The sequence below is a fragment of the Morganella sp. BCCO 40_0007 genome (genome assembly GCF_032989665.1).
In the GTDB taxonomy this organism is placed as follows: Bacteria; Pseudomonadota; Gammaproteobacteria; order Enterobacterales; family Enterobacteriaceae; genus Morganella; species Morganella sibonii.
Genome location: NZ_JAVBIN010000016.1, coordinates 61310 through 74575, shown reverse-complemented (window position 1 = coordinate 74575; position 13266 = coordinate 61310). Strand labels below are relative to the sequence as shown.

Sequence of the window (13266 nt, the reverse complement as noted above, 5' to 3'; positions counted from 1 at the left end):
TTTTCGCTTTTCTCTGCTGCCGGCGCGCTTCTCAGCGTGTTGCTCCGTGTCAGTGAGGGCGCATTATAGACACTCGCCGAGATCACGCAAGTGTTTATTTCAAAAAAATGTTTGTTCGCCACTTTTTTCACCACAACGGTGATTTACCGGGCAAAAAGCCCGTCACTTGCTTTAAATTTGTACAAATTCTGCTGCGAATAGTTCAACCTGCTGCCAATCCGTGTATTCCACTTCTTTACTTGTATCCGTTTCACCTTTTGTCATCTTCATAATCAGGCGAATCATCATCCGGTCAAACCAGCCGTAACGCGGATACAGCAATGCGCCGGCAAAGACAGTACAGACCGTCGGCTTCCAGGGCGTTGCTGCAAGGAATTTCCGCACATATACATTTGTCTCCGGTGTCCGCTTCTCCGGTTTACGGGCGGTCAGGTTCACGCCGAAGAATGCGGTTTTCATCTGATTCAGCTGTCCCGCATGCAACTTCGCAAATTTATCCAGCGCGCGGTTAAAATGTCCGTAACGGATAGACGCACCAACCAGCACTTTTTCATACGGTGCCAGATTCAGTGACTGATTGTCCTGTAAAGAGCGGACATCACATTCCGCTCCCGCTTTGCGCAGATGCAGCGCAATTTCAGTAATGATTTTTTTTGTCTGCCCGTCATGGCCGGAATAAAGCAACAAGTACGACATGAAACACTCCGTTAATCACGCCAGAAAGTCGGCGTCAGTAATACCAGCAAAGTAAAGACTTCCAGACGACCAAATAACATCGTCACGACAAGGATCCATTTCCCGGCCGGATTCAGGGTTGTGAAGTTCTCACCCAGAGTTCCCAGCCCCGGCCCCAGGTTATTCAGAGTGGTCGATATTGCTGAGAAAGCAGAAAACTCATCAACGCCTGTCGCTATCAGTAACAGCATACTGACCACAAAGACCAGTGCATAAGCGGAGAAAAATCCCCAGACAGCTTCGATGATTCGTTCCGGTAATGCCCGGCGGCCCAGTTTGATTGTGTAAACCGCATTCGGATGCACCAGGCGTTTCAGCTCACGCGCCCCCTGAAGGAACAGCAGCATAATACGGATAACCTTCAGGCCACCACCGGTTGACCCCGCACATCCGCCGACAAACGCCGCGCACAGCAGCAGCATCGGCAGGAACAGCGGCCACTTGTAGAAACTATCTGTAGAGAAGCCGGCCGTCGTCGCCATTGAGACAACCTGGAAAAAAGCCTGGTTGAGGGTTTGTCCCTCCGTAGCATAAACATCAAACTTCCACAAAACCAACGCACAGATCACGACCAGCACACACTGAAGGGAAATAAACATCCGGAATTCCAGATCCCGCCAGTAAACCCCGAGGCTGCGACCGGTCAGCACCGCAAAGTGCAGGCCATAGTTACAGCCGGAGATCAGCAGAAAGATGGCAATGATGGTATTAATAGCCGGACTGTTAAAGTAGCCGATACTGGCATCATGCGTGGAAAACCCGCCGATGGCGATAGTGGAAAAGCTGTGGGATATCGCATCAAAGACATCCATCCCCGCAAACCAGAGGGCAATTGCGCAGACGATGGTAAGGAAAACATAAATAAGCCAGAGTGTTTTTGCAGTTTCCGCGATCCGCGGGCGCATTTTGTTATCTTTCAGCGGGCCCGGCATTTCCGCGCGGTACAGCTGCATTCCCCCGACGCCCAGCAGCGGCAGAATAGCAACAGCCAGTACGATGATCCCCATCCCGCCCAGCCACTGCAGCATCTGCCGGTAGAACAAAATCGCTTTTGGCAGCGTATCCAGCCCGACAAGAGTGGTGGCTCCGGTTGTGGTTAACCCGGAAAATGATTCAAAAAACGCATCTGTCACTGACAGATTCGGACGTTCTGAAAAGATAAAAGGTAATGCCCCGACACTGCCCAGCACCGTCCAGAACAGAACCACAATCAGAAAACCTTCTTTCGGTTTTAATTCACTCTTTTTATTGCGGTTCGGTATCCAGAGCAGCAGGCCGATAATCAGTGCTGCCAGGAACGTCTGACTAAATGCTTTACCTGCACCGTCTTTATAGATAAGCGCCACGATCCCGGGAATGATCATGGTGACAGAAAAAATAATGACAAGTAACCCGACAATACGGGTTATGGTGCGAAAATGCATTGCGGCAGAGTCCTCAGAAATCAGTTTCCGGTGGTGTCTTCAGAGCATTTAAGCTCAAACATCCCCCGGCTCAGGTCACGTAATTTAGCATTAACCTCACTCAGTAAGGTAGCAGGAATCGAAATACGTAACGTCACATCCGCACCGAACTCACTGTTGATTACCGTGCCATCCACCTGCCGGACTAATAATTCAGCCTGGCTGATAAAGCTGTAATCACAGGTTATTTCACCGATCACCTGCGGGATTTTTGTTTTGGTCACCAGGAGTTTCAGTGCCTGCTGAACCCCGCTGCCGTAAGCTCTGACCAGCCCGCCGGTACCCAGTTTTATTCCGCCGAAATAGCGGACAACCACTGCCGTAATTTCCCCTATTCCGCTGCCGAGCAACGGGGCAATCATAGGTTTTCCGGCTGTTCCTGTCGGCTCACCGTCATCAGAAAATCCCAGTTGCTGCGAATCATCCGGACGCCCTGCAACAAATGCCCAGCAATGGTGCCGGGCATCGGGATATTCATCTTTGACGGACTGAATAAACTGCTTTGCTTCATCCACCCCGTCCGTATGCTGCAACAGGGTGATGAAACGGCTTTTTTTTATCTCTTCAGTAAACATAACCGGCTCAGCCGGTATAAGGTACGATTTCATTACGGCAGATTCAGATCCCGTGTCATATTTTCCACACTGTTTTCATGGATAATAATGTTATCCTCAATGCGGATCCCGCCACAAGGTTTAAACTGCTCAATGCGTTTCCAGTCAAAGTGCTGACTGAACTTCCCTTCACGCCACGGTGCCAGCAGAGACTCAATAAAATACAATCCCGGCTCAATAGTCAGTACCATACGCGGCTCCAGAATACGGGTGCAGCGCAGGAACGGGTACATTTCCGGCGCAGCCAGATGTTCACCCCGGTCATTCTGCATAAACCCGGCAGCATCATGTACCTGAAGACCCAGAGGGTGCCCCAGACCGTGCGGCAGGAACGGGGTGGTTACCCCTTCGCTGACCATGGCTTCTTCAGACATACCGGTAATGATCTTATGTTTTCTCAGCAGCTTAGCGATTCGGTGATGCATCTGAATATGGTAATCGGTATAGCGGACACCGGCTTTGATATCACTGATCAGTGACTGCTGTTCATCATTGAGATCAGAAACCAGCTGAGCAAAATCACTGTCTGCATCAGCGGCATATGTCCGGGTTAAATCAGCGGCATAGCCGTTGAATTCAGCGCCTGCATCTATCAGGAAACTGTGCCGTACGCGCGGTGTATGTTTATTCAGTTTGGTGTAATGCAGAACAGCAGCATTTTCATTGATCGCAACAATATTGTCATACGGCACGTCAGTATCACGATGACCGGTTGCCATCAGATACGCCATATTGATATCAAATTCACTCAGACCGGACAAAAACGCCTCATGTGCGGCAAGATGCCCGTTAACCGCCATTTTTTGTGCTTCACGCATGCAGGCCAGTTCATAATCTGTCTTATATGAACGATGAAACGCGAAGAAATCCAGTACCGCTTTCGGGTTAATATGATTGCTGCTGATCCCCAAAGTACCGGCACGATCCGCATCAGGTCCGATATACGCCGTACGGGATTTATCCTGTGCTGCCAGCATTGATGCAATGTCACCGGCATTCTTCAGATGAATAACCTCAACATCGTTTGTCCAGAAAGAAGAAGGTAACGCCTCAACGCTGTGCCAGTAATCAACCGGGGAATAGAACCATAGCTTTGGTTTATTCACGCCATCAGTCCACAGCCAGCAATGCGGTACATCAGTAACCGGAACCCATGCCTTAAAATGCACATTACTTTTAAACGGGTAGTCACGATCATCAAGAAAAATACGGATCGGTGCGCCGGAGTGGATCAGTAATGAGTCCAGTTTCTCACGCGCAAGAATATCGCGGGTCCGCTGTAATAATGTTGCGATGTGCTCACGGTAGAGGGATGCCATTTTTTCCATGGGAATTGACCTTTTTTCATTATGATAGTGACAAAAGCTTAGCATGATCTCCGCGATGATGGATATGGCAGGCGATATCATCCCCGGTTATTTGCCGGGAATCTTCGGCGCGTCACGACGTTTTTCTTTTCTGTTTCTGCATATTGAGACATTTTGCGTGATCTTTCGCGCAAAAAATCATCATTTCATTTGCTTTTGTTAACAAAAAAATCACAATTACCTCATCTGGTCTTACCACCTGGCGTTCTCATCCTTTGCCGGAACGATGCAATATTAAGGAGAACCATATGCTTTATCACAGTGAATCAATGAAGGTCAGCTGGGAAAAAGAGGGAATTGCAAAACTTGTTTTTGATGCGCAGGGAGCGATAAATAAACTGGATACCCGGACAATTGCCTCACTGGATGAAGCCGTTGCCTGTCTTGAGAAAACACCTCAGCTGAAAGGCCTTATTATTACCTCCTCCAAAGAAAGCTTTATTCTGGGAGCAGATATTACAGAATTTATTTCTCTGTTTAATGCTCCGGCAGAGCAGCTGACTGAATGGCTGAATTTTGCCAACCATCTGTTTAACCGTATTGAAGATCTGCCTGTACCCACTGTCGCCGCACTGAGGAAATTCACGCTGGGCGGAGGGTGCGAGTGCGCACTGACAACAGACTACCGCCTCGCAACAGATGATCTGCGCATCGGTCTGCCGGAAACCAAACTCGGCATAATGCCGGGCTTCGGCGGTTCAGTCCGTCTGCCCCGTCTGATTGGCTGTGATAATGCCCTTGAACTTATCACGCAGGGGAAAACAGTGACAGCGGGCGAAGCACTGAAACTCGGTCTCGCTGACGGTATTGTACCGGATGATGAACTGCTCAGTGGTTCAGTGATACTGCTGGAACAGGCCATCAGTAGCCGTATTGACTGGCAGGCACGGCGGCGGCAAAAAAAAGCAGCGTTACAGTTACGCCCGGCAGAGTTACAGATGAGTTTTATCACAGCCAAAGCCCTTGTCCGGCAAAAAGCCGGAAAACATTACCCTGCCCCCATGGCTGCAGTAAACGGAATTGAGGCCGGAGCCGGATTACCGCGTGATGAGGCATTACTCTGCGAAACCGCTCACTTTGTGCCGCTGACCCGGACGCTGACAGCCCGTGCTCTGGTTTCACTTTTTCTGAATGAACAACATGTCAAAGGCCTTACCCGCCGGCAGACAGCATTACGTGATGCCCCGGAGCAGGCTGCGGTTATCGGCGCCGGCATTATGGGTGGTGGTATCGCCTATCAGTCGGCTTACAGCGGTATCCCCGTTCAGCTGAAAGATATTCAGCCCGCCGCATTGCAGGCCGGTATTGATGAAGCGGTAAAACTGCTGGAAAAACAGTGCCTGTCAGGAAAAATGACGCTGGTTCAGGCCGCCGGGATACGCGCGGCTATCCATCCGGTCCGTCATGATAACGATATCAGTGACTGTGATATTGTGGTTGAAGCCGTTGTTGAAAATAAAGCCATCAAACAAAAGGTACTGGCGGATATTGAACAACTGGTCAGCGAACACTGCATTCTGACATCAAACACGTCCTCCATTCCTGTCAGTGAACTGGCTCAGGCACTGAAACGTCCGCAAAATTTCTGCGGAATGCATTTTTTTAATCCCGTTCCCAAAATGCCGCTGGTAGAAGTGATCCGGGGAGAGAGAACCTCAGACGACACAATTGCCGCTGTGGTGCATTATGCTCACAAAATGGGTAAAACACCTGTTGTGGTGAGAGACTGCCCCGGATTTTTTATCAACCGGGTGCTGTTTCCGTATCTGAATGCTTTCTCTCTGCTGGTTTCCGCCGGTGCTGATATCAAAACTGTTGATCGCGTGATGGAGCAGGAATTCGGCTGGCCGATGGGCCCGGCATTATTACTTGATGTTGTCGGGCTGGATACTGCCAACCATGTACAACACGTGATGGCAGAAGGTTATCCGGATCGGATGGCCGTCGCTGAGAATAATGTCATCAGCCTGTTTGCCGGACTGAAACGACTGGGGCAAAAAAACCGTCTCGGCTTTTACCGTCATTCGGATGACGGCAAGGGACGCCTGCAAAAACAGTCTGATGAACAACTTGAGGACGTGTTTGCCCCACTGAAACGGACGCCCCGTGATTTTACGCCGGATGAAATTATCGATCGCCTGATGATTCCGATGGTGAATGAAGTTATCCGCTGCTATGAAGAAGGCATTATCAGCAGCCCGGCCGAAGCTGACCTGGCACTGGTTTATGGTCTTGGTTTTCCGCCGTTCCGGGGCGGTATTTTCCGTTATCTGGATGATACCGGCACCCGGGCTTTCTGTGAAAAAGCAGAACAATACAGCACGCTGGGGCCGCTTTATATCATCCCGGACAGCCTGCGGGCACATGCTGTTAATAACACGACCTATTATCCGCAGCCGGATAGTCACCCTGTTACCGCACAGTGAGGTTTATATGGAAAAAGTCATGATAATTGATGGTCTCCGCACCTCAATGGGACGTTCAAAAAACGGTATTTTCAGGCATGTACGGGCAGAAACTCTCTCTGCGGAAGTCATGAGTGCGGTAATAAAGCGCAATAAAATCAATGCGGGAGATATTGATGACATTATCTGGGGTTGTGTGCAGCAAACCGGAGAACAGGGGTTCAATATTGCCCGTAATGCCGCCCTGCTGACAAATATTCCGCATACCGTGCCGGCTGTTACCGTTAACCGCCTGTGCGGCTCATCAATGCAGGCGCTGCACGACGCGGCCCGTCTGATTCAGACCGGTGACGGCAGGCTGGTTCTTGCCGGTGGTGTCGAACATATGGGTCATATCCCGATGACACACGGTATCGATATCAATCCGGCTGCGGCGCTGTACACCGCCAAAGCATCCGGCATGATGGGATTAACCGCCGAAGCACTGGCGCAGCAGTTTTCTGTCAGCCGTGAATCCCAGGATGAATTTGCCCTGCGCTCTCATCAGTTAGCTGCTCTGGCATTCCGGGATAACAGATTCAGCCGTGAGATCCATCCGGTTCAGGGACATAACCCGGCAGGGGTGCCTGTTGCTGCCATCCGGGATGAAACCGTGCGGGATAACAGCAGCCTCACCGAACTGGCAGCCCTGCGTCCGGTGTTCGATCCGGTAAACGGCACCGTTACCGCCGGTAACTCCTCTGCCATATCAGATGGTGCTTCAGTAACATTGCTGGCCGGAGAACACTATGCCCGCGAGAATGGCTTGTCTCCGCGGGCAGTGATACGGGCAATGAGCGTCACCGGCTGTGAACCTGCACTGATGGGGTACGGCCCGGTAGAGGCAACACAGAAAGTACTGAGAAAAGCCGGGCTGGCACTGAATGATATTGATGTTATCGAACTGAACGAAGCATTTGCGGCGCAGGCTCTCGCCTGCCTGAAAGGCATGGGATTATCCGACTGTTATGATGACAAAGTGAATCTGCATGGCGGCGCGATTGCACTCGGGCATCCTCTCGGCTGCTCCGGCACCCGGATCATCAACTCACTGCTGACAGTCATGGAGCAACGGGATGCACAGTTCGGCCTGGCAACGATGTGTATTGGTTTCGGTCAGGGGATTGCAACCGTGATTGAACGTGTTCCCGGCTGAACACAGATAATCTGATAAACAACAGCGACGTTTTCTGCTTCACCACACAGCACAATACGTCGCTGATACCGTCTCTGATACCCTTTAACCATTTAGCTGACCTGTTATCAGCATACTCCCGCCGTCAGGGGGCGGGATTTTCTTTAAATAAATTCGAACGCGTCACCAAACAGGCGGGCAGCATCAGCACCGCGTTCCTGACAGAAACGCTCCCGGGCGATTTTGGCCATTTCAAAACGACCGGCAATATAGATATCTTTTCCGGCCAGTGATCCAAAATCATCCAGAACAGCGCTGAGTACAGTACCTGTCCGGCCGCGCCAGGTATCATCCGGCTGTTCAACAACAGGGATTACTTTCAGGTTGGAATGTGTTTCGGCAAGAGCCTGCAATTCACCCAGATCATAGAGATAGATATGCTCTCTGGCACCCCAGTAAAACGTAATATCACGCTGCGGGTTTTCTTCCAGTGCCGCCAGCAAAACGGAACGGGTGTAAGAAAAACCGGTTCCTCCGGCGATCAGGAGCATCGGTGCATCGCTGTTTTCACGAAACCAGGCATTACCGTGCGGAATATCAATGGTTACCTGACGATTATCCAGAATCCGATCCATCACTGCCATCGCATAAAGGTTGAACTCGGACGCGCCAATGTGCAGCTCAATTTCTTTCTGTGATGACGGTGCCGATGCCATTGAGAACGGGCGCTTATCCCGCTCATCCATCACTACCATCAGGTATTGTCCGGCTTTGAATGAAAAATCACCGTCCGGTAATAATTTTATGCGGTATACCGTATCCGTTATCGATTCAACAGAGGTAACTTTGCAGTTTAACGTTGCCATGTGCTCCCTCAATCATTGAGAATATTTAATTCATCCCATAAGGCGTCAACACGTTGTCTGACTTCATCGGTCATGACAATCGGTTTTCCCCACTCACGCGAGGTTTCGCCGGGCCATTTATTTGTTGCGTCCAGCCCCATCTTCGACCCCAGCCCCGATACCGGTGACGCAAAGTCGAGATAGTCGATCGGGGTATTTTCCATCATCACCGTGTCCCGGGCAGGGTCCATCCGGGTGGTAATCGCCCAGATCACATCATTCCAGTCACGGGCATTGATATCATCATCGCAGACAATAACAAATTTTGTGTACATAAATTGCCGTAAATACGACCAGACTCCCATCATGACCCGCTTTGCATGTCCCGCATACTGCTTTTTCATGGTGACAACGGCCAGGCGGTAAGAACATCCTTCCGGCGGCAGGTAAAAATCCACAATTTCAGGGAATTGTTTCTGCAGAATCGGCACCAGCACTTCATTCAGCGCCACACCCAGTGTTGCCGGTTCATCCGGCGGACGACCGGTATAGGTTGAGTGATAGATAGGCTCATCACGCTGGGTAATATGTGTGACCGTAAAGACAGGGAAATCATCCACTTCATTATAATAACCGGTGTGATCCCCGTAAGGCCCTTCCGGTGCTGTTTCACCCGGTTCAATATACCCTTCAAGAATGATCTCCGCACCGGCAGGAACTTCCAGGTCATTCGAGATACATTTGACCACTTCTGACTTATTACCGCGCAGTAACCCGGCAAAGGCATATTCGGACAAGGTATCCGGAACCGGCGTCACCGCCCCGAGAATTGTTGCGGGATCGGCGCCCAGCGCCACCGCAACCGGGAAACGTTCACCGGGATGCGCCTGACACCATTCCTGAAAATCGAGTGCACCACCGCGATGCGATAACCAGCGCATAATCAGTTTATTTTTCCCCAGCACCTGCTGGCGGTAAATACCTAAATTCTGGCGATCTTTAAACGGCCCGCGGGTAACCGTCAGTCCCCAGGTAATCAGCGGTGCCGCATCATCCGGCCAGCAGTGCATAACCGGGATTTTTGTCAGATCCACATCATCGCCGGTAAAAACATGCGTCTGACACGGTGCGGAACTCAGCCGTTTGGTCGGCATATTCAGCACCTGCTTAAATTTCGGCAGCTTATCGATAAGATCACGAAACCCTTTCGGCGGATCCGGCTCTTTCAGGAAGGCCAGCAGTTTGCCGACATCGTGTAATGCTTTGACATCCTCCTGCCCCATTCCCATCGCAACCCGTTTGGTTGTGCCGAACAGATTACAGAGCACCGGTATTGAATAACCTTTCGGATTTTCAAACAGCAATGCAGGGCCGCCCGCACGCAGTGTGCGATCAGCAATTTCCGTCATTTCGAGATAAGGATCGACTTCAGTTTTGATCCGTTTAAGCTCGCCCTGACTTTCCAGAATAGTGAGAAAATCTCTCAGGTCCCGATATTTCATGATGTTATTAATCTGTCAGCAGGTGAAAAGGACTCCATTATAGGAATCCCGTCCACTGTTACAAGTACAGGGATCAGCAGCAGCGGAACGGAACCCATTCTGCCAGAGCGCTGGTATCGAATTGTTCCGGGAATGTTTTGTTGTGCTGAAAGAGTTTAAATCCTTCATTTTTTCCGCTGAAATAGTGCAGCTCATTTCCTGAAATATGGAAGCCGCTGCCTTCACGAAGCGCCACAACAATTTCATCCGGGTTAACAGCACAGAACTCCGCAATCCGCTCATCACGGGTTTCACCCATGTGTCCGCTGATGACCGCATCAATATAATGAGGGTTAATCTGGACAGGGAACAATCCCAGAGACGGCATCACCACGCCGTTACGCACCGGCATATCATTGGTGGTTCTGATACTCGGTGTAGCCACGTTACAGCCGGCACTCCAGCCGATATACGGGATATTCCGTTCGCGAACCGCGCGCTGTATCGGCACAACCAGGCCATTTTCATGCAGTAACTGGTTCAGCAGCCAGGTATTCCCGCCGCTGACAAGAATACATTCTGCATTTTCAATCGCCTGAACCGGGGAATCAAAGTGTTCGATACAGGTAACATCAATACCCAGAGCTTCGGAGAGTTCACGGGCACGCTGGTCGTGATCAGCACGGATAACTGCATATGCAATCAGTACCGCAGAGCGGATACCGCGTGTTTTTATCATTGCCCGGATACGTGACTGTGCATAGCTCAGCCATTGCGGGTTACCGGAAAGTTTACCGTTACTGAGTAAAAAAACGTCCATCGACATTGCCCTTATTATTCTGTCATTATAGATAGATAAATAGTTTATAACTCATTAAATGACATCATTCTACGGTAAAAAGCAACTCAATTAAGGGACTGAATTCACACTCATTTGTCTTAAATCGTGATTTGCTGCATTCATCGTAAAACAAATTTGGTATTATCAGGCTTTATATAAGCCCCGTCTGTGTTGGATAGAGTAATGAAGGATTGGTATTTATTGTACTGCAAACGCGGACAACTTCCGCGGGCAATGGAACATTTGCAGCGGCAGCAGGTGGAATGCCTGACACCGATGGCGAATATTGAAAAAGTGGTTCGCGGCAAACGTGTGACTGTTAACGAGCCCTTATTCCCGAATTATCTGTTTATCTCTTTTGATCCTGAAACCATTCATACAACCACAATTAATTCAACGCGCGGTGTAAATCATTTCGTCCGTTTCGGACCACTGCCTGCGGTTGTTCCCGCATCATTGATTGAAGAGCTGAAAAATGCTGAATGTATCAACCTGGCAGAGAAAAATGTTCCTCAGCCGGGAGATATTGTGGAAATCACTGAAGGTATGTTTAAAGGCCTGGAAGCCATCTATCAGGAGCCGGATGGTGAAACCCGTTCAGTGCTGTTACTGACACTGATCAGTAAGGAACTGACCAAAAAAGTGGATAACACCAGTTTTATAAAGAAACACTGAATATTGTCCGGAGCCCGGAAACAAAAAACCGCCGTATTACAGGCGGTTTTTATCTGACGCGGTATCACGTTACTGTTCGGCTTCTTCATCCTGTGGTTGTGCTTTACTGCGCGGCACATAGAAACGGGCGAAGAACACACCGACTTCAAACAGCAGATACATCGGAATAGCCAGCAGTGTCTGTGAGAACACATCCGGCGGTGTCAGCAGCATTCCCACCACAAAAGCCCCGACCAGAATATACGGCCGCTTCTGCTTCAGTGCGGTAACCGTTGTTGCTCCGCTCCAGCACATCAGAATAATGGCAATCGGAACCTCAAAGGAGATACCAAACGCCATAAACAACGCCATGACAAAGCTGAGATAGTTATTAATATCTGTCGCAATGACCACATCCTGTGGTGCTGTCGAAGTAAAGAAACCAAACGCCAGCGGGAAGACAACGAAGTATGCGAACGCCATCCCCATATAAAACAGCACTGTGCTGAAAAACAGCAGCGGCATTAATAACCGGCGTTCATGCCTATACAGCGCCGGTGCGATAAAAGCCCAGACCTGATACAGAATGTAGGGTGCCGAAATAAAAATGGAGACCATAACGGTCAGCTTAATCGGTGCCAGGAACGGTGATGCAACATCTGTTGCTATCATGTTCGAGCCCTGGGGCAATTTGCTCACCAGCGGCGATGATACAAGCTGATAGATATCATTTGAGAAGTACGCCAGCGCAACAAACACAACAAAGACAGCAATCAGGCTGTTGAGAATGCGTTTTCGTAATTCGATTAAATGAGTGATCAGCGGTTGCGTGTCTTCAACAGCCATAACGTACTTTTACCGTAATCTATTAATGTTTCTGTGAATCTGACGCAGCAGCGGTTACCGGTGACGGTGTTGGTTCTGAGTCACGGACTTCCGGTGATGGACTGGCCGGAATTTCCTCAGCAGAGGCCGGGGATGGTGCTGCCGGAGACGGATTTTGTACCGCTGGTGTACCGGCTGACGCCGGACGGGCAGGCGGAATTTCTATTTCCTGATCAGCCAGTGCTTCCGGGTCGAGTTGCTTTTTCAGTGAATCCACCGGTTCCTGATAAGAGCGGCGCAATGTATCCGCAGCTTCTTTCAGGTCATCCATCGACGCTTTCAATTCAGGTGAAATCGCTTTACCGGCCTGCTCTTCCATCTTTTTCAGGTTATCCTGAAGTTCCTGGAGCTTGAGCTCCTGGGTCAGTTCATTCTGCACATTGGCAGCCATTGAACGCATCACACGTATCCAGCCGGCTACTGTTTTCACAGCAACCGGAAGACGTTCAGGTCCCAGAACCACAAGTCCGATAACCAATACTAAGATCAGTTCACCAAAACCGATGTCAAACACGGGTTATACCTGCTCTTTGTTTTTATTCTCTGGCTGCTCAGCTGAATCAGCTTTCTTTTCTGCGATATTTTTTTGTTCAAAATCCGCATCTTTTCCGGCTGTTGTTGTATCTGTTTTGTTCTGATCGTCATCACCGATGGCTTTTTTAAAGCCCTTGATAGATGCGCCCAAATCAGAACCCAGGGTACGAAGTTTGTTTGTTCCGAACAGGAGAACAACAATTACAGCAATAATTAATAATTGCCAAATATTAATACCGGCCATTAGTTTTACCTCAAATTGATATGG

13 protein-coding genes are annotated in these 13266 nt (G+C 49.8%); 3 read left to right on the top strand and 10 right to left on the bottom strand.

Going from position 1 to position 13266, the window contains the following annotated elements:
* Positions 1-171: 171 nt before the first annotated feature.
* From hemG to pepQ, 4 genes are read right to left on the bottom strand one after another with little or no spacing between them, the layout of a single operon-like run.
* Positions 172-696: a menaquinone-dependent protoporphyrinogen IX dehydrogenase gene (hemG, locus tag R5268_RS18005; protein WP_107680370.1), complete on the bottom strand. Its 525-nt coding sequence runs from the start codon at positions 694-696 to the stop codon at positions 172-174.
* An 11-nt stretch (positions 697-707) separates the two neighbouring features.
* Positions 708-2159, bottom strand: a complete 1452-nt coding sequence (gene trkH / locus R5268_RS18000; protein ID WP_046892772.1) for a Trk system potassium transporter TrkH — start codon at positions 2157-2159, stop codon at positions 708-710.
* Positions 2160-2179: 20 nt separating this feature from the next.
* The gene (locus tag R5268_RS17995; protein WP_182107575.1) at positions 2180-2806 is read right to left on the bottom strand and encodes an IMPACT family protein; all 627 of its coding nucleotides are present in this window, start codon (positions 2804-2806) and stop codon (positions 2180-2182) included.
* Positions 2806-4140, bottom strand: coding sequence for a Xaa-Pro dipeptidase (gene pepQ, locus R5268_RS17990; RefSeq protein WP_230059631.1), 1335 nt, complete (start codon positions 4138-4140; stop codon positions 2806-2808). The genes R5268_RS17995 and pepQ overlap by 1 nt, the downstream gene beginning before the upstream one ends.
* 287 nt (positions 4141-4427) lie before the next feature.
* Between pepQ and fadB the strand changes: the two genes are divergently transcribed.
* Together fadB and fadA are read left to right on the top strand one after the other, a co-directional pair.
* Positions 4428-6605, top strand: coding sequence for a fatty acid oxidation complex subunit alpha FadB (gene fadB / locus R5268_RS17985; RefSeq protein WP_317420153.1), 2178 nt, complete (start codon positions 4428-4430; stop codon positions 6603-6605).
* Positions 6606-6612: 7 nt separating this feature from the next.
* Complete coding sequence (fadA, locus tag R5268_RS17980) at positions 6613-7779, top strand: acetyl-CoA C-acyltransferase FadA (RefSeq protein WP_317420205.1); 1167 nt, start codon at positions 6613-6615, stop codon at positions 7777-7779.
* A 143-nt stretch (positions 7780-7922) separates the two neighbouring features.
* On the opposite strand, the gene fre is transcribed toward fadA, so the two are convergent.
* The 3 genes from fre to pepE form a co-directional block, all read right to left on the bottom strand.
* Positions 7923-8624, bottom strand: a complete 702-nt coding sequence (gene fre / locus R5268_RS17975) for an NAD(P)H-flavin reductase (RefSeq protein WP_317420155.1) — start codon at positions 8622-8624, stop codon at positions 7923-7925.
* A gap of 8 nt (positions 8625-8632) precedes the next feature.
* Positions 8633-10105: a 4-hydroxy-3-polyprenylbenzoate decarboxylase gene (ubiD, locus tag R5268_RS17970; protein WP_046892766.1), complete on the bottom strand. Its 1473-nt coding sequence runs from the start codon at positions 10103-10105 to the stop codon at positions 8633-8635.
* 73 nt (positions 10106-10178) lie between these two features.
* Entirely contained in the window at positions 10179-10904 is a 726-nt protein-coding gene (gene pepE / locus R5268_RS17965) for a dipeptidase PepE (RefSeq protein ID WP_107680362.1), read from the bottom strand.
* 204 nt (positions 10905-11108) lie between these two features.
* Between pepE and rfaH the strand changes: the two genes are divergently transcribed.
* Complete coding sequence (gene rfaH / locus R5268_RS17960) at positions 11109-11600, top strand: transcription/translation regulatory transformer protein RfaH (protein WP_317420157.1); 492 nt, start codon at positions 11109-11111, stop codon at positions 11598-11600.
* A gap of 69 nt (positions 11601-11669) precedes the next feature.
* Here the strand turns inward: rfaH and tatC are convergent, their stop codons facing one another.
* From tatC to tatA, 3 genes are read right to left on the bottom strand one after another with little or no spacing between them, the layout of a single operon-like run.
* Positions 11670-12425 carry a Sec-independent protein translocase subunit TatC gene (tatC, locus tag R5268_RS17955; RefSeq protein WP_317420158.1) on the bottom strand — a complete coding sequence of 252 codons (756 nt, stop codon included), beginning with the start codon at positions 12423-12425 and terminating at the stop codon, positions 11670-11672.
* A gap of 22 nt (positions 12426-12447) precedes the next feature.
* On the bottom strand, positions 12448-12978 hold the full coding sequence (tatB, locus tag R5268_RS17950) for a Sec-independent protein translocase protein TatB (protein WP_182107586.1): 531 nt from the start codon (positions 12976-12978) through the stop codon (positions 12448-12450).
* A 3-nt stretch (positions 12979-12981) separates the two neighbouring features.
* Positions 12982-13242, bottom strand: coding sequence for a Sec-independent protein translocase subunit TatA (tatA, locus tag R5268_RS17945; protein WP_107680359.1), 261 nt, complete (start codon positions 13240-13242; stop codon positions 12982-12984).
* Between the last annotated feature and the right edge of the window lie 24 nt (positions 13243-13266).